21 protein-coding genes and 2 pseudogenes are annotated in these 24,362 nt (G+C 67.4%); 17 read left to right on the top strand and 6 right to left on the bottom strand.

Annotation, left to right across the window (positions count from 1 at the left end):
• Nucleotides 1–113 precede the first annotated feature (113 nt).
• The 4 genes from FCN77_RS03710 (at nt 114) to FCN77_RS03695 (ending at nt 2,612) form a co-directional block, all read left to right on the top strand.
• Nucleotides 114–452: an argininosuccinate synthase domain-containing protein gene (locus FCN77_RS03710; protein WP_217496227.1), complete on the top strand. Its 339-nt coding sequence runs from the start codon at nt 114–116 to the stop codon at nt 450–452.
• Nucleotides 449–1,660: a DMT family transporter gene (locus FCN77_RS03705; protein ID WP_137321174.1), complete on the top strand. Its 1,212-nt coding sequence runs from the start codon at nt 449–451 to the stop codon at nt 1,658–1,660. The genes FCN77_RS03710 and FCN77_RS03705 overlap by 4 nt, the downstream gene beginning before the upstream one ends.
• Nucleotides 1,661–1,768: 108 nt before the next feature.
• Nucleotides 1,769–2,257 carry a GNAT family N-acetyltransferase gene (locus FCN77_RS03700; RefSeq protein ID WP_137321173.1) on the top strand — a complete coding sequence of 163 codons (489 nt, stop codon included), beginning with the start codon at nt 1,769–1,771 and terminating at the stop codon, nt 2,255–2,257.
• 49 nt (nt 2,258–2,306) lie between these two features.
• Entirely contained in the window at nt 2,307–2,612 is a 306-nt protein-coding gene (locus FCN77_RS03695; RefSeq protein WP_137321172.1) for an NIPSNAP family protein, read from the top strand.
• 142 nt (nt 2,613–2,754) lie between these two features.
• On the opposite strand, the gene FCN77_RS03690 is transcribed toward FCN77_RS03695, so the two are convergent.
• Genes FCN77_RS03690 through FCN77_RS03680 form a run of 3 tightly spaced genes read right to left on the bottom strand, consistent with a single transcriptional unit; the run spans nt 2,755 to nt 4,819 of the window.
• Complete coding sequence (locus tag FCN77_RS03690) at nt 2,755–3,378, bottom strand: LysE family translocator (protein WP_137324626.1); 624 nt, start codon at nt 3,376–3,378, stop codon at nt 2,755–2,757.
• Nucleotides 3,379–3,386: 8 nt separating this feature from the next.
• Nucleotides 3,387–4,433 carry a phosphotriesterase gene (locus FCN77_RS03685; protein ID WP_137321171.1) on the bottom strand — a complete coding sequence of 349 codons (1,047 nt, stop codon included), beginning with the start codon at nt 4,431–4,433 and terminating at the stop codon, nt 3,387–3,389.
• Nucleotides 4,430–4,819 (bottom strand): carboxymuconolactone decarboxylase family protein, encoded by a 390-nt coding sequence (locus FCN77_RS03680; RefSeq protein WP_137321170.1) that lies wholly within the window; start codon nt 4,817–4,819, stop codon nt 4,430–4,432. The genes FCN77_RS03685 and FCN77_RS03680 overlap by 4 nt, the downstream gene beginning before the upstream one ends.
• Before the next feature lie 65 nt (nt 4,820–4,884).
• Between FCN77_RS03680 and FCN77_RS27535 the strand changes: the two genes are divergently transcribed.
• The gene (locus FCN77_RS27535; protein WP_137321169.1) at nt 4,885–5,463 is read left to right on the top strand and encodes an ABATE domain-containing protein; all 579 of its coding nucleotides are present in this window, start codon (nt 4,885–4,887) and stop codon (nt 5,461–5,463) included.
• A gap of 106 nt (nt 5,464–5,569) precedes the next feature.
• Nucleotides 5,570–6,172: an adenylate kinase gene (locus FCN77_RS03670; protein ID WP_137324625.1), complete on the top strand. Its 603-nt coding sequence runs from the start codon at nt 5,570–5,572 to the stop codon at nt 6,170–6,172.
• A gap of 48 nt (nt 6,173–6,220) precedes the next feature.
• Here the strand turns inward: FCN77_RS03670 and FCN77_RS03665 are convergent, their stop codons facing one another.
• The gene (locus tag FCN77_RS03665) at nt 6,221–7,996 is read right to left on the bottom strand and encodes a PucR family transcriptional regulator (RefSeq protein ID WP_137321168.1); all 1,776 of its coding nucleotides are present in this window, start codon (nt 7,994–7,996) and stop codon (nt 6,221–6,223) included.
• Between the two features lie 121 nt (nt 7,997–8,117).
• Between FCN77_RS03665 and FCN77_RS03660 the strand changes: the two genes are divergently transcribed.
• A complete protein-coding gene (locus tag FCN77_RS03660; RefSeq protein WP_137321167.1) occupies nt 8,118–9,605 on the top strand; it encodes a CoA-acylating methylmalonate-semialdehyde dehydrogenase in 1,488 nt (495 codons plus the stop codon).
• A 27-nt stretch (nt 9,606–9,632) separates the two neighbouring features.
• Nucleotides 9,633–11,006, top strand: coding sequence for an aspartate aminotransferase family protein (locus FCN77_RS03655; protein WP_137321166.1), 1,374 nt, complete (start codon nt 9,633–9,635; stop codon nt 11,004–11,006).
• A gap of 90 nt (nt 11,007–11,096) precedes the next feature.
• On the opposite strand, the gene FCN77_RS03650 is transcribed toward FCN77_RS03655, so the two are convergent.
• Nucleotides 11,097–11,435, bottom strand: coding sequence for a hypothetical protein (locus FCN77_RS03650; RefSeq protein WP_137321165.1), 339 nt, complete (start codon nt 11,433–11,435; stop codon nt 11,097–11,099).
• Nucleotides 11,436–11,661: 226 nt separating this feature from the next.
• Between FCN77_RS03650 and FCN77_RS03645 the strand changes: the two genes are divergently transcribed.
• The 8 genes and pseudogenes from FCN77_RS03645 (at nt 11,662) to FCN77_RS03615 (ending at nt 22,039) form a co-directional block, all read left to right on the top strand.
• Complete coding sequence (locus tag FCN77_RS03645) at nt 11,662–11,880, top strand: hypothetical protein (protein ID WP_137321164.1); 219 nt, start codon at nt 11,662–11,664, stop codon at nt 11,878–11,880.
• Nucleotides 11,881–12,070: 190 nt separating this feature from the next.
• The gene (locus FCN77_RS03640; protein WP_137321163.1) at nt 12,071–12,724 is read left to right on the top strand and encodes a hypothetical protein; all 654 of its coding nucleotides are present in this window, start codon (nt 12,071–12,073) and stop codon (nt 12,722–12,724) included.
• A gap of 125 nt (nt 12,725–12,849) precedes the next feature.
• Entirely contained in the window at nt 12,850–13,632 is a 783-nt protein-coding gene (locus FCN77_RS03635) for a YcnI family protein (RefSeq protein ID WP_137321162.1), read from the top strand.
• A gap of 118 nt (nt 13,633–13,750) precedes the next feature.
• Nucleotides 13,751–14,362 carry a DUF4232 domain-containing protein gene (locus tag FCN77_RS25790; RefSeq protein ID WP_368074311.1) on the top strand — a complete coding sequence of 204 codons (612 nt, stop codon included), beginning with the start codon at nt 13,751–13,753 and terminating at the stop codon, nt 14,360–14,362.
• Between the two features lie 78 nt (nt 14,363–14,440).
• Nucleotides 14,441–15,583 (top strand): annotated as a pseudogene (locus FCN77_RS03625) (NAD(P)/FAD-dependent oxidoreductase); the annotation flags it as partial.
• Nucleotides 15,584–15,672: 89 nt separating this feature from the next.
• Complete coding sequence (locus FCN77_RS27530) at nt 15,673–16,044, top strand: Rieske 2Fe-2S domain-containing protein (RefSeq protein WP_368074333.1); 372 nt, start codon at nt 15,673–15,675, stop codon at nt 16,042–16,044.
• A 108-nt stretch (nt 16,045–16,152) separates the two neighbouring features.
• Complete coding sequence (locus FCN77_RS03620; protein WP_137324623.1) at nt 16,153–21,195, top strand: ATP-dependent helicase; 5,043 nt, start codon at nt 16,153–16,155, stop codon at nt 21,193–21,195.
• Nucleotides 21,188–22,039: an Fpg/Nei family DNA glycosylase gene (locus FCN77_RS03615; RefSeq protein WP_137321161.1), complete on the top strand. Its 852-nt coding sequence runs from the start codon at nt 21,188–21,190 to the stop codon at nt 22,037–22,039. The genes FCN77_RS03620 and FCN77_RS03615 overlap by 8 nt, the downstream gene beginning before the upstream one ends.
• A 42-nt stretch (nt 22,040–22,081) precedes the next feature.
• Here FCN77_RS03615 and FCN77_RS03610 read toward each other — a convergent pair whose 3' ends face one another.
• Nucleotides 22,082–22,762, bottom strand: coding sequence for a YitT family protein (locus FCN77_RS03610; RefSeq protein ID WP_254678834.1), 681 nt, complete (start codon nt 22,760–22,762; stop codon nt 22,082–22,084).
• Between the two features lie 61 nt (nt 22,763–22,823).
• Between FCN77_RS03610 and FCN77_RS03605 the strand changes: the two are divergent.
• A pseudogene (locus tag FCN77_RS03605) lies at nt 22,824–24,316 on the top strand (PLP-dependent aminotransferase family protein).
• The last annotated feature ends 46 nt before the right edge of the window (nt 24,317–24,362 follow it).

The following is a 24,362-nucleotide window of genomic DNA, read 5'->3' as shown; positions in this document are numbered from 1 at the left end:
GCCGAACAGCAGGAACACCTTGTAGTCGGTATCGTTGGATTTTCTCAGGATTCTGTCGATGGGAGTGGCTGAGTTTGTCGCAGTTGGGAATGGCTCGGGCGCCGGGCGGCCAATTGCTGATCGAAACGAGTGAACGCCAGGCAGCGCGGGCCGTGGAGGCCGTTGCCATCGTGCCGGCTCGTTCCGCGCCTTGCGAGAAGGGGCTTCCCATAACCGTGGACGGCCGCGCGTTGGAGTTCGGCGCGATCATTGACGAGCTAAATCACCGTGTCGGGAAATTCGGCTATGGACGCTACAGTGGCCTGGAGCACCTCGACCGCGGCGAAAAGGTCCTCGAGGTCCGCGAGATGCCAGCTGCCTGGATCCTCCTCAAGGCGTTGCGCCATCTGGAAACGGCATGCCTCAGCGAACGTCTGGTCCGTGAGAATATGGACGTTGAACAAACCGGGTGACCGAGGCCGTGGAGGGCCGATGGTTCGGTGTGGTCCGCGCGGCGGCGCAGGCTTTCATCGAATCCTCAACGAACTGGGTCAACGGCACAGTCGTCTGGACCCTGAGCGGCCGCGCGGTTGACACGGTCAGCGTCCGCGCCCAAGATCCCCTGTATCTCCGTGACCGTGAAGCCTGGGAAATGGAATCCGCGCAAACAGAAAGGATGGCCATTCGGTGCGATCTGAGGAACGTACCTTTGCCGGGCTCAGCAGTGCCTGATCAACACCCTGCCCGGCGGCGGTCATCAACCGTCGACATGTTGCTGCTCGCCGTTGCCGTGGCCTGGGGTTCAACGTACTGGGTGGCCAAGGAGCTGGTCAGCCAGGACACCGTACTGGCAGTCCTTGCCGTCCGAATGCTCCTGACTGCACTTGCCCTGGGCTTGATCCTGGCTGCAATGCGGAAGCGGCTCAAGAAGACGGAAGCAGTGGTCGGCGGCATTCTGGGTCTGCTGCTATCGACCGTCTTTACCTTCGAAACATTCGGCATTGCCGCTACCAGTGCGACCAACGCGGGGCTCATCATCAGCTTGACCGTGGTGATGACCCCCGTGCTCGAGACAGTGGTCAGCAAGCGGAAGCTGAGCCGCCTGTTTTACCTGGGAGCGGTTATTGCCGTCGCCGGCGTGTACTTCCTTGCCACGGGCGGCGCTGCTGCGTCCTTCGGTTTCGGGGATTTGCTCATCCTGCTGGCCGCCGTCGCACGGGCCGCCCACGTGACAGGGATGCACCGGCTCTCAGCCGGACGGCGCATCGATTCACTGAATCTGACCTTCGTGCAGATGTCCACCTGCGGGTTGGTCTTCCTGATCATGTCGAGTCTCTGGGGAATACCGGTAACGACCTACGCCGGAAGCATGACAGGGGCCGCTCTACTGCAGATGACGTACTTGGTGATCGTGTGCACGGTGTTCCCGTTCTTCATTCAGATGTGGGCGGTGCGCAAGACCTCCCCGACGCGGGTTAGTCTCCTACTCGGAACCGAGCCGGTCTGGGCGGCCGCAATTGGTGTAACGCTCGCCGGCGACGTCCTGGGGCCTCTCGGCGTCCTCGGTGTTGTGCTCGTGTTGCTCGGCACCATGTGGGGACAACGGTTGGAGCTGAAAACCGCAGAAGATTTGGTGCCCACCACCCAGGAAAGCAAGGAAGTCCGCGCACCTTCGGTATGACCGGAAGCGAGTTTCCGGGAGTCCCCGCTTCTGGCAGGGCTGGTGGCTAAACAACCCAATCAATGCAAGGTATGCGGGGTGCTTAGCCGGGCCGCTAGATTTGTGAGCATGATTCACATTGAGCGCGACGACCCCACGCGTGCGGACGTCCATCAGCTCCTGAGCGAGCACCTGGCGGACATGTTTGCTACGTCTCCGGCCGAAAGCGTGCACGCATTGGACCATTCAGCACTATCCGAACCCTCCATCACGTTCTGGACAGCCCGTGAAAACGGCGAACTCCTGGGATGCGGCGCCCTGAAACTCCTCGGTTCCCCAGACGCCGGTACGCAGGAAACCTCGGCGCAGTTTGGCGAAATCAAGTCCATGCGAACCACGGCCAGTGCACGCGGCAGAGGCGTAGCCACCCTCATGCTCAAGCACATCGTGGACGAAGCCCGGTACCGCGACTTCCAGCGCATCTGCCTTGAAACAGGGACCGAGGAGTATTTCGCCCCGGCACGTCGCCTATACGTCCGCAACGGATTCACCGAATGCCCGCTGTTTGCGGACTACGCCACGGACCCAAACAGCGTCTTCATGGAACTTCGCTTCTAAGTCCGACTAGCGGTCGGCACCCCCCACGTCCAACGAAAGAGGACCTTCTGTGATCACAGTGCACCTTCGATATGAGATCAATCCCAACAAGCTCGCTGACTTTGAAGAATATGGACGGCGGTGGATCCGCCTCGTCAACAGGCTGGGCGGAGTGCATCACGGCTACTTCCTTCCCAGCGAAGGTGACAGCGACGAGGCCTTCGCCCTGTTCACCTTCCCCTCACTGGGGGACTACGAGAAGTACCGATCGGCGGCAACAGTGGATCCCGAGTGCATCGAGGCATACCGGTTCGCGACGGAATCAGATTGCATCCGACGGTACGAGCGAAGGTTTGTCTCACCCATGTTCGAATAGCCTCGGACGGAACGGGCAATGCCGTGTCAATGGACCGTCTCAAACTGAGTGCTCGTTCCAGGCACCGCGGACTGTCTCATTTCCTTGGATTTGCCACGGTCGCGCAGTTCCCCAAGAAACGCGACAGACCCGGGTGTTCTGCTCAGTACGCTGAAGCAGCCGTGCCAATGCCGAGGGCGCAGAGGATGAGGCCGGACGTCTTTTCGAGGGCGCGGCTCACCTTGGGTTGTTTGAGCCATGCGCTGGCTTTGGCTGCGAAGAGACACAGGACGGCCAGGTACATGAGGACAATGACGGCAAGTGTCACGCCCAGCAGCATGGTGAGCGGGAACACTGCCCCACCTTCAGGCACGAATTGTGGAACGACTGCGAGAAAGAACAGCCCCACTTTGGGGTTCAGCATGCATGAGAGAAGCCCTGCCCCGGCCGATGACATGACGCCGGCCGCGCCAGGGCCTATTTCAGCCGGATCTTGCATGCCTCGCTTCCGGCCACGGACTGCTTGGGTGCCTAGATAGAAAAGGTAGAGCCCCCCGATCAGTTTCAAGCCACGGTACGCTTCGGCGGATTGTTCGATCAGGGCAGCCAGACCGATGGCGACCATCAAGGCCCACACGACGTTGCCAAGCGCCGAGCCCAGTGCAGCCGCAATCCCTGAGCTCAGCTGTTGCAGGCTGTACCGCAGTATGAGGAGACTGTCAGGTCCCGGTGATACCGCGAGAGCTGCACAGAGTCCGCAGAAGGTGACGTAGGACGAAAGGGACATGTGGTTCATCAGGTCAGGGGCCCAGCAGTTGTTGCAGAATTAGCGCGAGCCGATCGACTGAGGGAGCCGTGGTCTCTTCGCCCCAGGTCTGCGCCCGAAAGGCTTACAGGTTCAGCGGACCTGCCGGCGCTCTGCCTGCCCCGATAGCGCTCAATTTTTGCCAACCTCTGCCGCCACGCCAGTCGAGGCGCGGAAACAAAGATTGAATGGACTACCTCTGATCCCAGGTGCCTCTCAATATCATTCTTCGTGCGCCTGAGCAATCCGCCCATACCGGGGCCGCCGAAGACACCTTGTGCACGCGCCTTTGTGGTGTCGGCTCCTAGAAGTAACTGCGCCAAATGGCCCGCCGCCACAAGTTTCTGGATCAGTGGCATGAGCCGCCAGTCCGTCAGATGGTTCTCCGTAGAGGGACCGTCGAGAGCGAGAAAGGCGCCCGACTGAGCTAAATCCTCCACATAATATGGGTCCGGGTTACGGCCAATATGCCCCAGGATTAGCGAATCAGGTGCAATACCTTCGGCTAGGAAGGCCTCAAGGACTTCGTGGCCTGCGGTGCCTCTTTCCAGGTGAACGGCGATAGGGGCACCGGTTGCATGATGGGCAACGGCGGCAGCCTCCACGGTCTCGCGCTCAAAGGCGTTCATGCCGCGGTACCCGGTGCCCACCTTAATCAGACCACATCGTTGTTGATGGACATCGTCGATAAACATGCCCGCCAACTCCCCCGCCCTTGCGTTCGCGACGGGATTCTCCGGCCCGTACAGTTCGCGGCGGTGCCGTCCTGTTGCCGCCACGATGAGCGTATCCGTCGTCTGAGACAGGGTGCGCAAACCCGGCAGGCCTCGGCGCAGGCCACGGGGCGTCCACTGAATAACCGTCTTACCCCCGGCCATCCCGAAATCCAACAATTCCCGCCTGGCATCGTCGTAGTCCTGCAACTCGCCACCGGGCAGGGCTGGTGTCGTCAGAAACAAATGATCGTGGGAGTTGACCACGCCGAGCGTATCCGCGGGGACGTCTCCGGCGAGGGTGCGGACAGTGTGTGCGGTCATCTCTCACTGCTCCCGTCCGAGGCCGCCGTATTGACCATGCGCAGTGCCGCCATTGCACGAGGGAGCCCTATGTACGGAATGAGGTGGACAACCGCCTCCGAGATCTCCTCAGAAGTCATCCCGATGCGCTTACAGGTGCGGATATGTCCCACGAGTTGTGGGTCGGCACCGCCCAGGGCAGCGATGGCCGCAAGGTTGAGCAACTGGCGGTCCCGGATGGTCAGCGCAGGGCGCTGATATGTGCCGCCAAAGACCGCGCCGGCAATCCAGTCGTCCAGTCCGGGAGCGGCGGCCGTCGCAGTTGCCCGCCAACCTTCGGTGGTTTCTGCGTCCTGCAATTCGGCAAGCGTCGAAGCGCCGGCGATCGGGTCGAAAGGGCTGGTCATTTTCGCCTCAAATGTAATGGTATGTCCGTTACGGAGCGTAACGGTTCACACGTTACACTAGAGCTATGAACTCAGAGACAGATTTTCGCTTTGACGGCGGGGCGACATGGCTGAACCTGCTGGCCACGCAGGGCCGGTCGTTCGGTGCACGCCCAATCGAACGACTCCGGTCCCCCTCCGAGCTTTACTCCTGGTTGACCCTTGCCGGGATGGAGCCATCCGATCAGGTCTCCACCGGCGATCTGGGCAAAGCGATCTCGCTTCGGGAGGCGCTGCGGGACCTCGCCATGAGCGCAGTGGAGGGCCACGAACCGTCAGCGCATTCTGAGGATTACGTGAACTCCACAATCATTGCTGGGCAGAATGCTGATCCCGGGCTCGGCCGACTGCAATCGACGGAAAAGACTCGGATATCCGTATCTGCCGCACTCGCCGCCGTCTCTATCCAGGCGATCGTTTCGCTGAGGGGGCCGGATCGCGGGTACCTCACGGAGTGCGGCGAGAGCGACTGCCGGTGGGTATTCCTCGATCCATCCAAGCGGCGCCGTTGGTGCCCATCACCAGCCTGCGCCAGTCGCGGCAGGGTACGAGCACACCGTGCCAGAATCGGAACCACGGAACCGACAACCGAAGCAGCGACCTAACCGCCATGTCCAAGCCTGCGCCCGGGTCCCTTGTGCTGCCGCCTCCCGGCGGACACCATATAGGGACACCTTTCAACGGCGCCAGGGAGTGGTCTCAACGATGCGAATGCTGATTATGGGTCCCCCTGGCTGCGGCAAAGGCACTCAAGCCGAACGTTTGTCCAGGCACCTCGGCATCAGCGGGGTGTCTACCGGCGACGTCTTCCGTGAGCATGTGAAGAAACTGACGCCGCTCGGCCGTGACGTCGTGGCGCATCTGGACGCCGGCGACTTCGTTCCCGACAGCCTCACGAACCGCATGGTGCGTGACCGCCTGAACGAGGATGACGTCCGTTATGGATTCCTCCTGGACGGGTACCCCCGCACCACGGCGCAGCAGGCCGAACTCGACACGATCCTGGCCGCCAACGGGCAGGCGCTGGACGTGGCACTCCAGCTGACGGCCGACGATACCGAACTGGTCCGCCGGGTGCTCCACCGCGCCACCCTGGCCGGACGCAGCGACGATACCGAAGACGTGATCCGGCACCGCCTGGAGCTCTACTACCGCGAGACTGAGCCGGTAGCCTCGGCGTACTCTCAGCGCGGGATCCTGCTGAGCGTGGACGGCATGGGCACCGAAGACGAGGTGTTTGGCCAGCTGCTGTCAGCGCTCCGGGCGTCGTTCCCCTCGGCTTTGCCGGATGAGGGCACGGTCGCCGCGGACTGAGTCACTTAGGCCGCCGCCGCGTTCGTAGGTGGCGGACCGGCTGCAGGGTCACAGCGCACGGAGCCGGTGCAGCAGGAGGGCGACGTGCAGAGACGTCCGGGACTCGGCGTCGTCAAGGTCCACGGCCAGCAGCTCCTCCAGCCGCGCCAGCCGGGCGTAGAGCGTGGGCCGGCTCAGATATCCGCTGCGCGCCAGGGCCGCTTTGTTGCCGCCGGAATCAAGGTACTGGCCAAGGAGTTCCAGTTGGCCTCCCCGGCCCTGGGCGTCGGCGTGCAGGACGCCCGCGAGCTCGGATTCCACGAACTGCTGGACGCGCGGATCGTTGCGCAGGAGCGCCAGCAGCCCGCGGAGCCGGACGTCGGTGGCACGGTAGAACGGCTTCCGGGTTCCCCGCAGCGTTGCCGCTGTTTCGGCGACGTGCGCGGCCTCGTCGATGCCTGCAGCTGCCTCCAGCAGCGAGCCCCGCGGGCGTCCGACGCCGATGGTCCAGCCGGGTGTCGCCGGTCCCGCCCGGCGGACCCCGCCTTCGTCCGCCGGATGGGTGCCGCCGTCGGACGCCGTTCGGGTGCCGCCGTCGCCGGCCTGCATTGCCAGGGCATCGGCCAGCCGCTGCAGGGTGGCGTCCTCGAGCTGCTTCGCGGGAAGGGCGAGGATCATGCCCACCGATCCGGACTGGATGCTGGCCGTCAGCGCGCTGCCGGCGGTGGACTTGACCACCCTGGCCAGCTGTTCCAGGAGGGCGCGCTCCTCCTGCTGGCCGGCGAGCGGATCGCGGGATTGGGTTGCCTCGGCGGCAGCGGCTGCCTGCGGGACGGCCTGCGCGGCCAGGCCCGCGCGGAACACTATGGGCACGTAAAGCGGCGACCGCTTCAGCCCCAGGGCACCCGCACGTGCCAGCGCCTCCGCTTCGCTGAGTCCCCGCGGCTGGCGCAGCGCGTTGAGCAGCCCGGCCTGCGCTTGCTGGCTGAGTTCGCGCCGGTCCCGCTCGGCGAGGCGGTTGATGGCGAGGGTCTGGGCTGCCCGCTCGAGCACCATGGCCGCCGTCTCCTCGTCCTCGGACGCTGCCGGGAGGACCAGCCGTCCCCACAGCTGCTCCCGGATACCCACCGGCACCTGCAGCCAGTTCTCCGGCCCCGTGCGCACGGTCCGGGCAGGCGAAGGAGTGGTCCGGGACCGGCGCTCCCAGTCATGCAGGAGCTCCGTGGCGGCGAGCCCCTGCGCCGAGTAGGCAAGGACCAGGTGGGACAGGTCCTCCAGGACCACGGGCTCGCCGATCATCCCGGCGGCCTGTTCCACCACGCGCTCTGTCCCGGCGCTTTCCAGGCTCAATACCGTGAAGGCCTCATGGACATCGCGGGCGCGTTCCACGCGTTCGAGCTGGTCCGCCACGATCATCCGGTGCACCACCTCGGTGACGTCGACGAAGCGCACCCGCCGTTGCACCACGATCACCGGCAGCGTGCATGACTTCGCCGCCGCCTGCAGCGCGGCCAGGCTCCTGCTCCGCTCCCCCACGAGTTCCACGATCAGCCCGGCAGCTGAGGATTCCTCGAGGGAACGGATGAACGACGCCGTGGCTTCCGGCTCCTTCTCCAGCTCCAGTCCGGTGGTAAGCACCAGTTCACCGCCGGAAAGGAGTCCGGAAATGTCCAGCAATTCGCTGACATGGACCCAGCGGACCGGCGCATCGAGGCCGGCCGCGCCGTCAGCACTGCCTGCGGCGGCACTACCAGTGGCGGCGTCAGGAACGCCGCCGCCCAAAATCTGCGGCGCGGCGGCGCGAAGCACGGGAAGGGCAAGGATGGTCCGGAGGGTCGGCAACATTTACACAGTGTAACGGCGGCCACACATTCCTTTACACATCGCCCCTTATGGCATCCGTCCCCCGGCGACAGACTGGACGCAACGCATGAAGCGACCACAAGCCACCACCTGAGGAGATTCCTTGAACATCGTCGAGCACTGGATCAACGGCAGCTACGTCCCGGTCGGCGAGCGCACCGCGCCCGTCACCAACCCCGCCTCCGGGAAGGTCACCGCCCAGGTGGCCTTGGCCAGCACCGAGGACAGCAACGCCGCCATCGCTGCAGCGAAGGCCGCCTTCCCGGCCTGGCGCGACACGTCCCTGGCACGCCGCACGCAGGTCCTCTTCGCGTTCCGTGAGCTGCTCAACTCCCGCAAGGACGAGCTCGCCGCGATCATCACCTCGGAGCACGGCAAGGTCCTGGACGACGCGCTGGGCGAGGTGACCCGCGGCCAGGAAGTGGTCGAGTTCGCCTGCGGGATCCCCCACCTGCTCAAGGGCAGCTACACCGAAAACGCCTCCACGAAGGTGGACGTCCACTCCATCCGCCAGGCCCTCGGCCCCGTTGCCATCATCAGCCCGTTCAACTTCCCGGCCATGGTGCCCATGTGGTTCTTCCCGCTCGCCATCGCCGCCGGCAACACGGTGATCATCAAGCCGAGCGAAAAGGATCCCACGGCGGCCAACTGGATGGCCGAACTGTGGAAGGAAGCCGGACTCCCGGACGGCGTCTTCAACGTCCTGCACGGCGACAAGGTTGCCGTGGACGCGCTGCTCACCCACCCGGACGTCAAGGCCGTCTCCTTCGTCGGCTCCACCCCGATCGCCAAGTACGTCTACCAGACCGCCACGGCGCACGGGAAGCGCGTCCAGGCCCTGGGCGGCGCCAAGAACCACATGATCGTCCTGCCCGACGCCGACCTCGACCTCGCAGCGGACGCCGCCGTCAACGCCGGCTTCGGTTCAGCCGGCGAGCGCTGCATGGCGATCTCCGCCCTCCTGGCCGTAGGCGACATAGCCGACGAACTCGTCGCCAAAATTGCCCAGCGCGCCAATTCCCTGCGCACCGGCGATGGCCTGCGCGGCTGCGACATGGGTCCCCTCGTCAGCGCCCAGCACCGGGACAAGGTGGCCGGCTACGTCGACGCCGGCGAAGCGGCCGGTGCCACGATCGTCGTCGACGGCCGCAATGTCTCCCCGGACGCCGACGGCGACGGCTTCTTCGTCGGCCCCACCCTCTTCGACAACGTCACCGCCGACATGTCCATCTACACGGACGAGATTTTCGGCCCGGTCCTGTCCGTGGTCCGCGTGGACACGTATGACCAGGCACTCGAACTGATCAACAACAACCCGTACGGCAACGGCACCGCCATCTTCACGAACGACGGCGGGGCGGCCCGCCGCTTCGAGAACGAAGTGGAGGTGGGCATGGTGGGCATCAATGTCCCCGTCCCCGTCCCGATGGCGTACTACTCCTTCGGCGGCTGGAAGAACTCCCTCTTCGGCGACACCCACGCGCACGGCACCGAAGGCGTCGGATTCTTCACCCGCGGCAAGGCAGTCACGTCCCGGTGGCTGGACCCCAGCCACGGCGGCATCAACCTCGGCTTACCCCAGAACGCCTAAGCGTTTCCCGACGTCAGGACAAACACCATGACTTCCATCCTTGAATCCGTGCCCGCCTTCGGCCAGGCTGAAGCCGACGCCGCCCGCCGGGCCTACGACCTGGACCGCAAGCACGTCTTCCACTCGTGGTCCGCCCAGGACACGCTCGACCCGATGGTCATCACCGCTGCAGAGGGCTCCCACGTGTGGGACGGGGAGGGCAACAAATACCTCGACTTCTCCTCCCAGCTGGTCAACACCAATATCGGCCACCAGCACCCCGCCGTCGTCGCCGCCATCGCCGCGCAGGCCGCAAAGCTGTGCACCATCGCCCCGAGCTACGCCAACGACGCCCGGTCCGAGGCGGCCCGGCTCATCGCCGAACGCACCCCCGGGGAACTGGACCGGATCTTCTTCACCAACGGCGGCGCCGACGCCAACGAACACGCGGTCCGGATGGCCCGGCTTCACACCGGCCGCCAGAAGGTCCTCTCCGCCTACCGCTCGTACCACGGCGGCACCCAGCTTGCGATCAACATGACGGGAGACCCCCGCCGCTGGTCCAGCGACACCGCCAGCACCGGCACCGTCCACTTCTTCCCGCCGTACCTCTACCGCACCGCGTTCCACGCCACCACGGAGGAAGAGGAAAGCCAGCGCGCCCTGGAGCACCTCGAGCAGCTGATCAGCTACGAGGGACCCGCAACCATCGCAGCCCTGATTCTGGAATCAGTTCCGGGCACCGCCGGCATCTACATGCCGCCGCCCGGCTACCTGCAGGGCGTCCGGGAACTATGCACCAAGTACGGCATCGTCTTCATCGCCGACGAGGTCATGGCCGGCTTCGGCCGGACCGGCAAATGGTTCGCCGTCGAGCATTTCGACGTCGTCCCGGACCTGCTGACGTTCGCGAAAGGCGTCAACTCCGGCTATGTCCCGCTCGGCGGGATGGCCATCAGCCCGGAAATCGCCGCCACCTTCGGCACGCAGGCCTACCCCGGCGGCCTGACCTATTCAGGACACCCGCTGGCCACCGCGGCCGCCGTCGCCACAATCAACACCATGGAACGCGAAGGCATCGTGGAACACGCCGCGCTCCTGGGTGAAACGGTGATCGGCCCGGCCCTGCGCGGATTCGCCGAACGCCATCCCTCCATCGGCGAAGTGCGCGGCACGGGCGTGTTCTGGGCCATCGAACTCGTCAAGGACCGGCAGTCCCGCGAGCCGCTGGCACCGTACGGCGGCACCAGCCCCGTGATGAACGAACTCATTGCCGCGTGCAAATCCCGGGGCCTGCTGCCGTTCGCCAACTTCAACCGGATTCATGTGGTCCCACCGTGCAACACCAGCGTGCAGGACACCGAGGCCGGTCTGGCGATCCTGGACGACGTGCTGGAAATCGCCGACCGGGCTGTAGCCTGACCGCCTGCACCTAATCGCCCAGTGGCAGGGCCCGGGTTCTTTTGAGGGGACCCGGGCCCTGCTGTTGACATGTGGTTGGAACCCCAGGGGTTACGGAACGTCCGGCCGCTGGTCCGGCTTGTGGCCGCGCAGATTGTCCTGGACCTTGCCGAAGAGATCCTTGATGGTGGACTCCGTGTTGGTGAGCATGTCCGGCTGGACGTAGACATCCTGCGTCGGAGGCAGGCTGTAGTGCGACGGCAGCCCTCCGGCGCCGTCGACGCCCTCCAGCGCGATGGTCACTCCGCCCTCTTTGCGTGCAATGGCGCCGATCCGGCCGAACACCAGCGTGAACTCGTCCGGCTGAAAGCTGACGGTGTGCCCGATGTGCGTCCGGTTGAGCTCACCGGCCGCTACGGCTTTCTCATTGCCTGTACCCGAGTAGTCCATGGTCTTCTCCTAAAGGTGGTGGCAGCTTATGCCAGCAGTCTAGGCCGGAGGACGGAAGCGGCAAAGGCCGTGCTGGGCGGCTGCACAATACTTTTCGGCGAACGTCATCACTTCATCCATTGAAAGCGCCCAGGGCCGGCAGCTTAGATGGATCACGTCGGCGTTGACCACCAGCTGCCGCCACCGGAAACAAACAGGCTTCAAGGAACGGGCATCGAGGAACATCGTGACTTCGCAGAAAAATTTGGCCGGCAATGCAGCGGGCTGGGACGACGTACAGGTGGGCGACAGCGTCCAGCTGAGCCGCAACGGGCGGTTCGAGTACACCGGGAAGGTGGACGACCGCACCGCCGACGGTGATGTGGTCTGGATAAAAACCAGCCTTGGCCGCAGGCGGCTCTTCCATGTTGGCGACGGCTTTCAGTTGGCCTGGAGCAGCATGTGAAAACCACAGCCGACGACGCCCTTTGTGACGACGATTGCCCCTACTGCTCGGGGCCCGAAACGGACTAACCCGGAGGAGGACTAAGGGCCCGCTAGAATTGCAGGGATTCGCCGGCAGCCGCATACACCAACGAGGGTGCCCCGGGCGCGCGGATCTTAACCGGCAACGAACCAGCCTGAGGGAGGACTCCGTGCGCACTCACCACGCCCGGGCTCCTTTCCATTCCCTCCGCGCAGCCATGGTCGCAACGATGATCGTGGCCCTCGGCGCGGCCGCCCACGTGGTTGGCGGCGGCGAATTGCCCGTTCCGGGCATCATGCTCGCCGTCCTGGCGCTCACCGGCATGGCAGCCACCGCGGCCACCCGGCTGAGGCTGAAATTCCCGGCGATGGCTGCGCTCCTGGGTGCCGGGCAGCTGGTGCTGCACGAGGCTTTTGGCGCCTTTAGCTCCCCCGCCGCACCGGAACAGACCGGCGCGGGGGCGCATCATCACGCTGCGGCCGTGCTGGCCGGGCTACCGTTGGACGGTGCTCACGTGGATGCGGCTCACGGCGTTGCGGCCCATGTGCACCAGTTCGATTCCTCGTGGGCTTCTGCCCTGATGCTCGGCGGACACACCCTGGCCACCCTCGTCTGTGCACTCCTGCTGGCGAAGGGCGAGGATGCACTCTGGTCCCTCGCGGCCTGGCTCCGTCCGCTCGTTAAACTTCCCGAAGCGGCAATGCCCGACGCCGTCGCGGTACCGGCTGCGGCCGGCTGGCCGGCGGCTTCGGCTCCGCTCCCCTGGCGCAACCTCAGACCGGACTGCCGGCGGGGCCCGCCTGCCGCCGTCGTACTTTCCTAACACCTTTTCCCGGCTCCGGCCTGCCTGCCGATCCGCCCTTCCGGCGGTCTTCGGCCGCGCCGGACGCCAATCCACAGCTTTGTGCACCGCCGCCTGCGCCCGTGCACCCCTGAAAGGCCCCTCCTTTGAAAAAGTCATCACCCAAGTCCTTCCGCCGCGCCCTCTCCGCAACCGCCGTGGCCGGCGGCACCGCAGCCCTCATGCTGGCCGGAGTCACTGCAGCATCCGCGCACGTGGGCGTCACCCCGGACAAGACCGACGCCAACTCCTACGCCCTGCTCACCTTCGGCATTCCGCACGGCTGCGACGGGTCAGGCACCACCAAGGTGACCATCACGCTGCCCGACGAGCTCAACGACGCCCAGCCCACGGTGAACCCGAACTGGACCGTGGAGAAGGTTGTGGAGCAGCTGCCCGAGCCGAAGAAGCTGGCTGACGGCGCAACCATCACCAAGCGGACCAGCAAGATCGTCTACACGGCCAAGGCACCCCTGAACCCCGAACTGCGGGACGCCCTGGTGCTCTCCGTCAAGCTCCCCGACGCCGCCGGCACCACGCTCCACTTCCCCACCTTGCAGAACTGTGAGCAGGGGCAGACTGACTGGTCCGAGATCGCCAAGGACGGCCAGGATCCGCACTCCCTCGAGGCCCCGGCGCCGTCGCTCACCGTCACGGCTGCCGCCGCCGCGGACGGCCACGGGTCGGCGGCAGAAACGCCGGCCCACACCTCGTCCGTTTCGGACGCCGGCACGGACGACGGTTCCCAGGCGCGCAGCTGGGCCGGCCTCGTGGCAGGCCTCGGAGGGCTGGCCCTGGGCGGTGCGGCGCTGCTTCGCAGCAGGAACGGAAAGGCCGCGGGGGCGCCCGTTTCACCGGCCGCCCCCGAACCTGCCGAACCCAAGAAGTAGGAGTACGCGCGGTTGATGCCCGGAAATCACAATCCGGGCATCAATCGCCGGCCGCCGTCGTGGCGTCGTTGACTAAGGCAACCGCGGGCGTGAAGGTTGAGCCATGAGGTCTCAGCCAATGAAAAATGTTGTCATCACGACGGCGGTTGCGGCCGTCGCGCTCCTTCTCACCGCCTGCGGGCCGAGCCAGCCACAGTCCCAGGGGACTCCGGAGCCGGCGTCCAGTTCCAGCAGCCCCTCCGCACCGGCCACGAGCCAGGCGCCCAGCAGCACGCCGCCGTCGTCGTCGTCGGCGCCGTCGCCCGCGGGGCCGGCCCGCTGCAAGGCCGCAAACCTGACCGCCTCGGAGGATTCCTCCGGCGGGGGCGCCGCCGGCAGCATCTATTCCCAGCTCATCCTCACGAACTCCGGCGCCGAACCCTGCCTCCTGAGGGGTTTCCCCGGCGTCTCCCTCACTGCGGACGCCACCGGAGCACCCATCGGAGCACCGGCGAAGCAGGACGGATCCTCTCCTGTCGCTGACGTCCTGCTCGCTCCGGGACAGGCCGGAGCAGCAGAAATGCGCTACACCCAGGCGGCCAACTACTCCGACTGCAACGTCACGCCCGCTGCCGGCTACCGGATCTACCCGCCCGAGGACACAGCTTCGCTGTTCCTGGCCGAGTCCCGGAGCGCCTGCAGCAATGACGCGATCGAACTGCTGACCATTGGGGCGTTCCACGTCCGGTAGCACGGCGTAAACGTCGGGTTGCCGTTTCGATTCCGGTTCCTGTCCCTCTCCCTGTTCCGTGGGCACGCGGCCCGTGGCATGATAAGTCTCCTTACGAACTCCTTCGGAGTCCCGGTGGGTGACGTGCCGGGACTGGGAAAGGCAGGACGGCCTGTGACCTCACTCTGGTTGGACCGCACCGGCACCTTCCGCAGCGATCCGTTCCATCCGCGCAGCACGTTCGACGCCGTGGTGGCCGGCGCCGGGCTGACCGGGCTGGTGACGGCACTCCTCCTCGCCAGGGCGGGCAAGAGGGTGCTGGTCATCGAAGCCAGAAGCCCGGGCGCGGTGACCACGGGCAACACCACCGCGAAGGTCTCGCTCCTGCAGGGGTCTGTGCTCTCGGCCCTGCGGGGCCAGTATTCCCAAAGAGTGGTCAACGCCTACGTCGACATGAACCGTGAGGGCCAGGCATGGCTGCTCCGGTACCTCGCAGACCGCGGTGTGGCATTCCAGCACCGGGACGCCTATACCTACGCCGCCACGGATGCCGGGACGGAGACCCTCCGCGCGGAAATGGCCGTTGCCCGGGCCGCAGGCCTGGCCGTGGAGTACACCCGTGAGCCTGGGCTCCCGTTCGCCGTCAAGGGAGCCCTTCGGCTGGGGCGGCAGGCCCAGATCCACCCTATGGAAGTCATCGATGCCCTGGTGGAAGACATCCGTGCCCACGGCGGGCAGGTCGTCTCCGGCGTGCGGCTCAACGGACTCAGCGCGGTCCGCGGCCCTGGTGGGCTCCGCGGATTCGGAGGATCGGGACCGGCCGAGCTGCAAACCGATCACGGCCCGGTGCGCGCGCACGAGGTGGTCCTGGCAACGGGAACGCCTGTTCTTGACCGGGGCCTCTATTTCGCCAAGCTGAAGGCGCTGCGATCGTATGCGGCCGCGTTCGAGCTGCCAGGGACAACGCCCGCGCCGGACGGCATGTTCCTTTCCGTTGAGCGGCCGGTCCGCTCCCTGCGCGATTATCCCGACGGCGCCAGGCGGCTCCTGCTGGTGGGAGGGAACGGGCATCCGGTGGGCGCGGCCAAGTCGCCGCAGGCCTATCTCGACACCCTGGCGGCGTGGACTACGGCCAACTTCCCTGGCGCACGCCTCACCCACTCCTGGTCAGCCCAGGATTACCGCGCCACCAACCTCATGCCGTTCTTCGGCAAGCTCCCGCGGGGGCTGGGCCGGATCTATTTCGCCACCGGCTACAACAAATGGGGCATGACCAACGCCGTCGGTGCCGCCCTGGACATCACCGCTGACATCCTCGGCACCCGGCTCCCGTGGGCCACGGTCATCCACCACCGGGTCACATCACCTCCCGGTGCCGCGTCCGCGGTCTCGCTCAATGCCTCGGTTGCGGCCGCGCTGGCCCGGGGCTGGGGCAGGTGGCGTTCAAGCGTGTCGGTGCGTCCGCGGGGCAGCCGCCGGAGGGTGCGGGCAGCGTGTACCGCCGCGGCCGGCACCCCGTTGCGGTGTCCACGGTCGACGGCGCAAGCTGCACGCTGTCCGCCGTCTGCACCCATCTGGGCGGGATCCTGCGGTGGAACGACAGCGAAAAATCCTGGGACTGCCCCCTGCACGGCTCCCGCTTCGGCAGCGACGGGAAGGTCCTGGAAGGCCCGGCCACCCGCGATCTGCAGGAGCTCGACTGACCCGCCAATAGTGTCGGTGCCGTAGGGCATGATGGAGGAATGCAGGGGAAAGAGCCCGCCGGCGGAACGCCGCCAGGCGGCACACCATCAGGAACGCCGGCCGCCGGCATGTCCTCCGCGCGGACCATGGACAGGTTCAGCCGGGCCACCCGGGAATGGTTCCTCGGTGCCTTTTCAGCGCCCACCCCCGCCCAGAACGGCGCCTGGAACGCGATCTCCTCCGGCTCGCACGCCTTGGTGGTTGCCCCGACCGGTTCCGGCAAGACTCTCGCTGCTTTCCTGTGGGCGCTCGACCGGCTCCAGGCGTCCGCGCCCGTTGAGCCCGAGGCACTCCCCGGCCTGGACCCTGCTGCCGCGAAGGGCCGGAAGCCCAAAGCGCCCAAGCGGCAAACCCGCGTTCTGTACATCTCTCCGCTGAAGGCGCTTGGCGTCGACGTCGAACGCAACCTCCGCGCGCCGCTGATCGGCATCACCCAGACGGCCAAGCGGCTGGGCCTGCCGGCACCACTCATCACCGTTGGTGTCCGTTCGGGAGACACGACAACGGCGGACCGCCGCGCGCTGCTCAGCCACCCGCCGGACATCCTCATCACCACCCCCGAGTCCCTGTTCCTTATGCTCACCTCCAAGGCCCGGGAGACACTGGCCGAGGTGGACACCATCATCGTGGACGAGGTCCATGCCGTGGCCGGCACCAAGCGCGGCGCGCACCTGGCGGTGTCGCTGGAGCGCCTCGACGCGCTCCTGCCCAAGCCCGCGCAACGGATCGGCCTGTCCGCCACGGTGGAGCCCCGCGAACTCGTGGCCCAGTTCCTGGCCGGAGCGGCACCGGTGGAAATCGTGGCGCCCCCGTCCAGGAAGAACTGGGACCTGACCGTTTCGGTTCCGGTGGAAGACATGTCGGATCTGCAGGGGGCTGCGGGGGCCTTCGATTCCGGGCCCGCCTCAGGGCTGCAGCCGCAGGCGTCCATCTGGCCGCATGTGGAGGAGAAGATCGTGGACCTGGTTCTGGCCAACCAGTCCACCATCGTGTTCGCCAATTCACGCCGCCTCGCCGAACGGCTGACCGCCCGCCTGAATGAGATCTACTCCGAACGCCAGCTGGTGGCCGCGGGTGGCGGCTGGACGGAGTTTGGCGCCGGGGCGCCGGACTTCGACGCCGCGCCTGCCGCACTACCAGCTGCGGTGCCGTCCGGCGGTGTTTCCGGACTGCCGACTTCGACAGCCACTCCGGCGCACATGATGGCCCAGGCAGGCAGCACAGCGGGCGCCGACCCAGTGCTGGCGCGTGCACACCACGGCTCGGTGTCCAAGGACCAGCGCGCGCTGATCGAGGACGACCTGAAGTCGGGCCGGCTGCGCTGCGTTGTTGCCACCTCTTCCCTGGAACTCGGCATCGACATGGGCGCGGTGGACCTGGTGGTCCAGGTGGAGTCGCCGCCGTCCGTGGCCAGCGGGCTGCAGCGCGTGGGCCGCGCCGGGCACCAGGTGGGCGAAGTGTCCCAGGGTGTCCTGTTCCCCAAGCACCGCGCCGACCTCGTCCACACCGCCATCACCGTGGAGCGGATGCTCGGCGGCAAAATCGAGCGGTTGAGCGTCCCCGCCAACCCATTGGACATCCTCGCCCAGCAGACCGTGGCGGCCACGGCGCTGGGCGCCATCGACGTGGAGGAATGGTTCGCCACGGTCCGGCGTTCCGCGCCCTTCGCCTCCCTCCCCCGCTCGGCCTTCGAGGCCACCCTGGACCTGCTCGCCGGCCGCTATCCGTCCGACGAGTTCGCCGAGCTCCGGCCCAGGATCATCTGGGACCGCAATGCCGGCACCATCGAGGGCCGTCCCGGGGCGCAGCGGCTGGCCGTGACCTCCGGCGGCACCATTCCGGACCGCGGGCTCTTTGGCGTCTACATCATCGGCACCGAGGTGGAAGGCTCCGCTGTGCCCTCTGCGGATGGCAAGGCGGCCAGCCCCGGGGCTTCCGCGGCCAAGGGCGGGCGGCGCGTGGGCGAACTCGACGAGGAGATGGTCTACGAATCCCGCGTGGGGGACATCTTCGCCCTCGGTGCCACCAGCTGGAAGATCGAGGACATCACGCACGACCGCGTGTTGGTCTCCCCCGCCTTCGGCCAGCCGGGCAAGCTCCCCTTCTGGAAGGGCGATTCCCTCGGCCGGCCGGTGGACCTGGGGCGCGCCCTGGGTGCCTTCGTACGCGAACTGTCCGCGTCCGACGTCGGTCCCGCCACCGAGCGGTGCAAGGCCAGCGGCCTCGATGATTTTGCCGCGAACAACCTGATCCAGTACCTGGCCGAGCAGAAGCTGGCCACCGAGGTGGTTCCCAGCGACACCACCTTGGTTGTTGAGCGGTTCCACGACGAACTGGGCGACTGGCGGGTGGTCCTGCACAGCCCCTTCGGCATGCCCGTGCACGCGCCGTGGGCCCTCGCCGTTGGCCAGCGCCTGCAGCAGCGCTACGGAATGGACGGCTCCGCCATGGCCGCGGACGACGGCATCGTGCTGCGGGTGCCCATGATGGAGGACGAGCCCCCCGGAGCCGAACTGTTCCTCTTCGAGCCCGAGGAACTGGAGCAGATCGTGACGGCCGAGGTGGGCGGCAGCGCCCTCTTTGCCTCCCGCTTCCGCGAGTGCGCGGCCCGGGCGCTGCTCCTCCCCCGGCAGAACCCCGGAAAGCGGCAACCCCTGTGGCAGCAGCGCCAACGGTCCGCGCAGCTGCTGGATGTTGCCCGGAAGTATCCCACCTTCCCCATCGTGCTGGAAACCGTGCGGGAATGCCTGCAGGACGTCTATGACCTCCCGGCCCTGAAGGACATTGCCGCCTCCATCGAGCGGCGCGAGCTGCGGATCCTGCAGACCACAACGCAGCAGCCCTCCCCCTTCGCGAAGTCCCTGCTGTTCGGCTACGTTGCGCAGTTCCTCTACGAAGGCGACTCACCCCTCGCGGAGCGCCGGGCCGCCGCACTGGCCCTGGATTCCACCCTTCTTAATGAGCTCCTGGGCCGGGTGGAGCTGCGCGAACTGCTCGACGCCAAGGTCATCGAAGCCACGGAACGGGAGCTGCAGCGACTCGCACCGGACCGCCGCGTGCGCGGCATGGAGGGGGTCGCGGACCTGCTGCGCCTGCTCGGCCCGCTGACGCCCGACGAGGTGGCAGCCCGGCTGGAACCCGCATCGATCCCGGTGGCCGAGCCTGTCGAAACCCCGGCGGCCGGCCCTGTCGAAACTCCGGTGGACGAGCCGGCTCCCGTGGCCGACGCCGTCGCCCATCTCGCCGCCCTGCAGCGGGCCAACCGCGCGCTCCGAGTGAACATCGGCGGCGGCGAGCGCTTTGCGGCCGTGGAGGACGCGGCCCGTCTGCGGGACGCCATCGGAGTGCCCCTGCCCATGGGGGTGCCGCTCGCCTTCATCGAGCCTGTGGCCGACCCGCTCGGCGATCTCGTCTCCCGCTACGCCCGCACCCACGGGCCTTTCACTGCCACGGAGGCCGCGGCACGGCTGGGGCTCGGCGTCGCCGTCGTCAGTACCGCGCTGAAGCGGCTCGCCGCGGACGGGCGCGTGGTGGAAGGCGAATTCCGCCCGCATGCCCCGCCGCCGGAACAGACACAGGAACAACAGCACGCAGCCGAAATCCCCGAACCGGGTGACGCCGACACCGGGCCGCAGCCCGCGGCCGCCGTTACAACGCTGGCCGGCACCAGCGAGTGGTGTGACGCCGAGGTGCTCCGGAAACTCCGCCGCCGGTCACTGGCAGCCCTTCGCGCGGAAGTGGAACCGGTGGATGCCGCCGCCTACGGCCGGTTCCTTCCGGCCTGGCAGAATGTCCGGACACCTGGAAAGGGCCGTGGCCAGTCCGCGCTGCGCGGGCTGGACGGCATCGTCACAGCCATCGACCAGCTTTCCGGCGTGCCCGTACCCGCATCTGCGTGGGAACCCCTCATCCTTGCCAGCCGGGTGGCTGATTACCAACCGGCCATGCTGGACGAGCTGATGGCGGCCGGAGAGGTTCTGTGGTCCGGGGCGGGCGCGCTGCCCGGCAATGACGGCTGGGTGAGCCTGCACCTTGCGGATTCCGCCGAACTCACGCTGAATCCGGCGGTGGATTATGAGCCGGGGGACGCCCAGCGGCGGCTGTTGGAGCACCTGCAGAACAACGGCGGTGGCTATTTCTTCCGCCAGCTGACAGAGATCGCGGGCGGTATGGACTCCGTGCTGAGCGACCTGGATGTTGTATCCGCGCTGTGGGATTTGGCGTGGGCGGGCCGCATCACCGGTGATACCTTCGCTCCCGTCCGGGCCATGATCGCCGGCGGCCACACGGCCCACCGGCAGGTTGCCCGTGCGCCGCGGGCCCGGGCACCCCGCATGAGCAGGCTGGGACGCGCCCACGGCACAGGCCTGCTGGGATCCCCCGGGCTGACCGGAGGACGCTACGGCTCGGTCACGGGCACCGCGCCCACCCCGCCGCTGGCCGCCGGACGGTGGTCAGCCCTGCCGGCACCGGAGCTGGACCCGACCATCCACGCACGAGCCACGGCCGAGCTGCTGCTGGACCGCTACGGAGTGGTGACCCGCGGCTCCGTCATGGCGGAGAACATCCTGGGAGGATTCGGCCTGATGTACAAGGTCCTCGCACGGCTGGAGGAAGCCGGCCGCTGCCGCCGGGGTTACTTCATCGAGCACCTCGGTGCCGCCCAGTTCGCGGTGCCCGCCACGGTGGACAGGCTGCGGTCCTACTCCGAGGACACCCAGCTGGCGAAGCCGGAGCCGGTTGCCCTGGCCCTCGCCGCCACGGACCCCGCCAATCCCTACGGGGCGGCGCTGCCTTGGCCCGCGCTCAATGTCGAAGCCGGCAGCGGCCACCGCCCCGGGCGGAAGGCCGGCGCCCTGGTGGTGATCGTCGACGGCACCCTGGTCCTTTATGTGGAACGCGGCGGCAAGACGCTGCTCGCCTTTGACGACGATCCGGACGTGCTCGCCGCCGCGGCGGCGGCGCTGGTGGGAGTGGTGAAGCGCGGCGCGGTGGACAAGCTCATCATGGAAAAGGTCAACGGCCACGGCATACTGGACACGCCCGCGGCCGCCGCGCTGACCCACGCCGGTGCCTACTCCACTCCGAAGGGGCTGAGAATCCGTGCCTGAGGGTGATTCCGTCTGGCGGGCCGCGGCCCAGCTCCACGCCGCCCTCGCCGGGCAGAAGCTCACTGGCTCCGACTTCCGCGTGCCCAGGTTTGCCACCCTCAAGCTTGACGGCTGGACAGTGGAGGAGGTGGTTCCCCGCGGAAAGCACCTCCTGATGCGCGTGCGCGGCCCGGCGGAGGAACAGCTGACCATTCACTCCCACCTGAAGATGGAAGGCACTTGGCAGGTCTACCCTCCCGGCGGACGCTGGCGGAAACCGGGGTTCACCGCCCGGTGCGTGCTGCGCACTGCCACGGCAGACGCCGTCGGGTTTTCACTCGGCATCCTGGAAGTGGTCCGCACCGCCGACGAGGACTCCGTTGTGGGCCACCTCGGACCGGACCTCCTGGGCCCCGGCTGGGACCCGGCGGAGGCGGAACGGCGGCTGCGTGCAGCTCCGGATGTTCCCGTCGGCGTCGCCCTGCTGGATCAGCGGAACCTCGCCGGCATCGGCAATATCTACCGCTGTGAGGCGTGTTTCCTGTCCGGCATCCATCCGGCAGCGCCCGTCTCCGACGTGCCGGATCTCCCGGCAATGATGGCCGACGCCAAGCACCTCCTGGAGGCGAATCTGGGGCCGGGCCGACGGACCACCGTGCTCAACAAGCGGGGAATGCCCGTCGGCCGGATGGCCGGACGCCCTGGATACTGGGTATACAGGCGCGAACACCAGCCCTGCCTGAAATGCGGCACCCCAATTCGCCGCGGCGTGCTGGCCAAAGGCACCCACACAGACACCGGCACCGAAGAGCGCGACATCTACTTCTGCCCGACATGCCAGCCACCACCGGCCGTGGCCGCCTGACGTCAGGCGGCCTCGCCTGGCAGCCGGATCGGGCGACCAGGGTCAGGCGGCCGGTACCGCAGCGTTGGCCTGCTCCCCTTCTTCCCTGGTGCCGGCTGGGTTGGCGTTCTGGCCCGCACCGGGCTTCCCCGCACGCGGCTTCCGGATCTCCGGCACAGTGAACCGCGGCAACAGCAGCTGCACCAACGGGCCGATGGCCAAGGCATAGACCACAGTGCCCACACCCACGGATCCGCCCAGCAGCCAGCCGGCGCCCAGCACCACTACTTCAATTCCGGTGCGCGAGGAGCGGACCGACCACCCCGTCCGCCGGGCCAGCCCGGTCATGAGCCCGTCGCGGGCGCCGGGGCCGAACCGTGCGCCGATGTAGCAGGCGGACGCGATCCCGTTCAGCAGCACGGCGCCTGCCAGCATGCCGATCTGGCCGCCCAGGTGGGAGAACTCGGGAATCAGCGCCAGCCCCACGTCCGCGAAAACACCCACCAGCACGGCGTTGCACAGGGTGCCGAACCCTGGCCATTGCCGCAGCGGGATCCAGAGGAGCAGCACCAGGAAACTGATAATGATCACCACCACCCCGATGGACAGGTTGGTCTTCCCGGCCACACCCTGGTGGAATACATCCCACGGGTCCAGGCCAAGGCCGGCGCGGATGAACATGGCCAACGAAATGCCGTACATGGCCAGGCCGGTGAACAGTTGAAGGAGTCTGCGGGTCATCATGGAATCCATCCTCCGATAGAACTGGCCTTGTAATCCATATCCAGTTTGAGATACTGGCTACATGTCCGGCTCCCTGAACCCCACCGCGCTCACCCGCCTCCTCGGCCAGTGGAACCGCGGCGCGGCGCCCGCCTACCGGGAGCTGGCCGACGTCGTACGCCTCCTGGTACTGGACGGTCGCGTCCCGCTGGACATGGCGCTGCCCAGCGAACGGGCCCTGGCCGCTGCCCTGGGCGTCAGCCGGACGACAGTCACGGCCGCCTACGCCAGCCTGCGAGAACAGGGATTCCTCAGCAGCCGGCAGGGCAGCCGCGGCCGCACCTGCATTCCCCGCCAAATGCCGGCCGGCGCCAGCGGGCCGGGCGGGACCACCCAGCTCATCAACCCCAACGCCCTGTCCGGGGCCCCGGCCTGGCGGCGCCGCCGGGCCTCATCGACCTCGCCTACGCGTCCCTGCCGGCCAGCGGCGAAGTGGTGCACCGGGCCTTTGCCGCCGCGCTGACGGAGCTCCCGGCACTGCTTCCGGGTTTTGGCTACGACGCCATTGGCATCGCGCCGCTCCGTGAGGCAATTGCTGCCCGGTACTCCGACGCCGGGGTTCCCACCACAGCGGACCAGATTCTGGTGACCTCGGGGGCGCAACATGCCCTGAACATCGTGCTCCGCACCCTCGCAGGCAAGCAGGACAGGGTGCTGGTGGACCACCCGACGTATCCGCACGCGCTTGATGCCATCCGGGCCACCGGATGCCGCCCCGTTCCTGTTGCCTTGCCGCCCGGGCGCGGCTGGGACTTATCCGGGATGGAATCCGCCATGATGCAGCAACGCCCCAAGATGGCCTACGTGGTGCCGGACTTCCACAACCCCACAGGCCGGCTGATGTCCGACGCCCAGCGCCGCAGGCTGGTCCGGGCCGCCGCCGCAGCGGGAACAGTGCTGGTGGTGGACGAGACACTGCGCGAACTGAACCTCGACGCCGCAGCCACAGCGCCGCTGGCGGCCTTCAGCCCTGCGGTGGTCACCATCGGCTCCTTGAGCAAATCGCACTGGGCCGGGCTGCGCACCGGCTGGATCCGGGCCGGCAGGTCGCTGATCCAGCGCTTCGCCGCCGCCCGCACCACCATGGACCTGGGCGGCCCGGTGGTGGAGCAACTGGCCGCGGGGCACCTTGTCCGGTCACTCGCCGAACCACTCCCGGCCAGGCTGGCCGAACTTCGCGAAAACCGCACAGCCCTCCTTGAGCTCATCGGCGGCATCCTTCCGGACTGGCAGCCCGAACGGCCCGACGGCGGACTCAGCGTGTGGTGCCGGCTCCCTGCCCCGATGAGCACAGCCCTGACGGTCATCGGTCCGGACGTGGGCATCAGGCTGGCGGCCGGCCCCCGGTTCGGCGTGGGCGGTGCCTTTGAGCACTACCTGCGCGTCCCGTTCACGCTCCCGCCCGGGCAACTGGAGACGGCGGTGCGTGCCCTGCGCTCGGCCCAGGAAAAGCTCGACGCCGTCCCCCAACTCCGCCGCAGCCTCCGGCACCCGCCCGGCGTCGCCATCGCCTGACCCTGCCCCTGACCGTGCCCCCACGCTGGGCCCTGGGCCTGGGCCC

The sequence above is a fragment of the Arthrobacter sp. 24S4-2 genome (assembly GCF_005280255.1).
In the GTDB taxonomy this organism is placed as follows: domain Bacteria; phylum Actinomycetota; class Actinomycetes; order Actinomycetales; family Micrococcaceae; genus Arthrobacter.
Note: the sequence above shows the minus strand (reverse complement) of the source record. Positions and strands in the feature narration are given on the sequence as shown.

Excerpts from the sequence above, each read along its gene's own strand:
- FCN77_RS03700 (WP_137321173.1), top strand. The coding sequence starts at position 1,769 with ATGATTCACATTGAGCGCGACGACCCCACGCGTGCGGACGTCCATCAG.
- FCN77_RS03690 (WP_137324626.1), bottom strand. The coding sequence starts at position 3,378 with ATGTCCCTTTCGTCCTACGTCACCTTCTGCGGACTCTGTGCAGCTCTC.
- FCN77_RS03685 (WP_137321171.1), bottom strand. The coding sequence starts at position 4,433 with ATGACCGCACACACTGTCCGCACCCTCGCCGGAGACGTCCCCGCGGAT.
- FCN77_RS03680 (WP_137321170.1), bottom strand. The coding sequence starts at position 4,819 with ATGACCAGCCCTTTCGACCCGATCGCCGGCGCTTCGACGCTTGCCGAA.
- FCN77_RS27535 (WP_137321169.1), top strand. The coding sequence starts at position 4,885 with ATGAACTCAGAGACAGATTTTCGCTTTGACGGCGGGGCGACATGGCTG.
- FCN77_RS03670 (WP_137324625.1), top strand. The coding sequence starts at position 5,570 with ATGCTGATTATGGGTCCCCCTGGCTGCGGCAAAGGCACTCAAGCCGAA.
- FCN77_RS03665 (WP_137321168.1), bottom strand. The coding sequence starts at position 7,996 with ATGTTGCCGACCCTCCGGACCATCCTTGCCCTTCCCGTGCTTCGCGCC.
- FCN77_RS03655 (WP_137321166.1), top strand. The coding sequence starts at position 9,633 with ATGACTTCCATCCTTGAATCCGTGCCCGCCTTCGGCCAGGCTGAAGCC.
- FCN77_RS03650 (WP_137321165.1), bottom strand. The coding sequence starts at position 11,435 with ATGGACTACTCGGGTACAGGCAATGAGAAAGCCGTAGCGGCCGGTGAG.
- FCN77_RS25790 (WP_368074311.1), top strand. The coding sequence starts at position 13,751 with ATGAAAAATGTTGTCATCACGACGGCGGTTGCGGCCGTCGCGCTCCTT.
- FCN77_RS03620 (WP_137324623.1), top strand. The coding sequence starts at position 16,153 with ATGTCCTCCGCGCGGACCATGGACAGGTTCAGCCGGGCCACCCGGGAA.
- FCN77_RS03610 (WP_254678834.1), bottom strand. The coding sequence starts at position 22,762 with ATGATGACCCGCAGACTCCTTCAACTGTTCACCGGCCTGGCCATGTAC.